Annotated in this window: 1 pseudogene; it reads left to right on the top strand. The window is 62.2% G+C overall.

Features of this window, described 5'->3' with window-relative positions:
- A pseudogene (locus RVY79_RS19765) lies at nucleotides 1–270 on the top strand (elongation factor P); the annotation flags it as partial.

Below are 270 nucleotides of genomic sequence, written 5' to 3'. Positions count from 1 at the left end.
TCCACTTCATGAACAACGACAACTACGACCAGGTCCAGGTCTCCAAGGAGATCGTCGGTTCGTCTGCGCCGTATTTGCAGGAGAACATGACCGTCAAGCTGTCGATGCACGACGGCAATCCGGTCGCGATCCAGCTGCCGCAGCGCGTGACGCTGGAAGTGGTGGAGACCGAGCCGGTGACCAAGGGCCAGACCGCCTCGTCCTCCTACAAGCCCGCGGTGCTGTCGAACGGAATCCGCACCGGTGTGCCGCCGCACGTATCCACTGGCA

Source organism: Chromohalobacter sp. HP20-39 (assembly GCF_033052815.1).
Lineage (GTDB): Bacteria > Pseudomonadota > Gammaproteobacteria > Pseudomonadales > Halomonadaceae > Chromohalobacter.
This window is presented reverse-complemented; position numbering and strand designations above follow the sequence as displayed.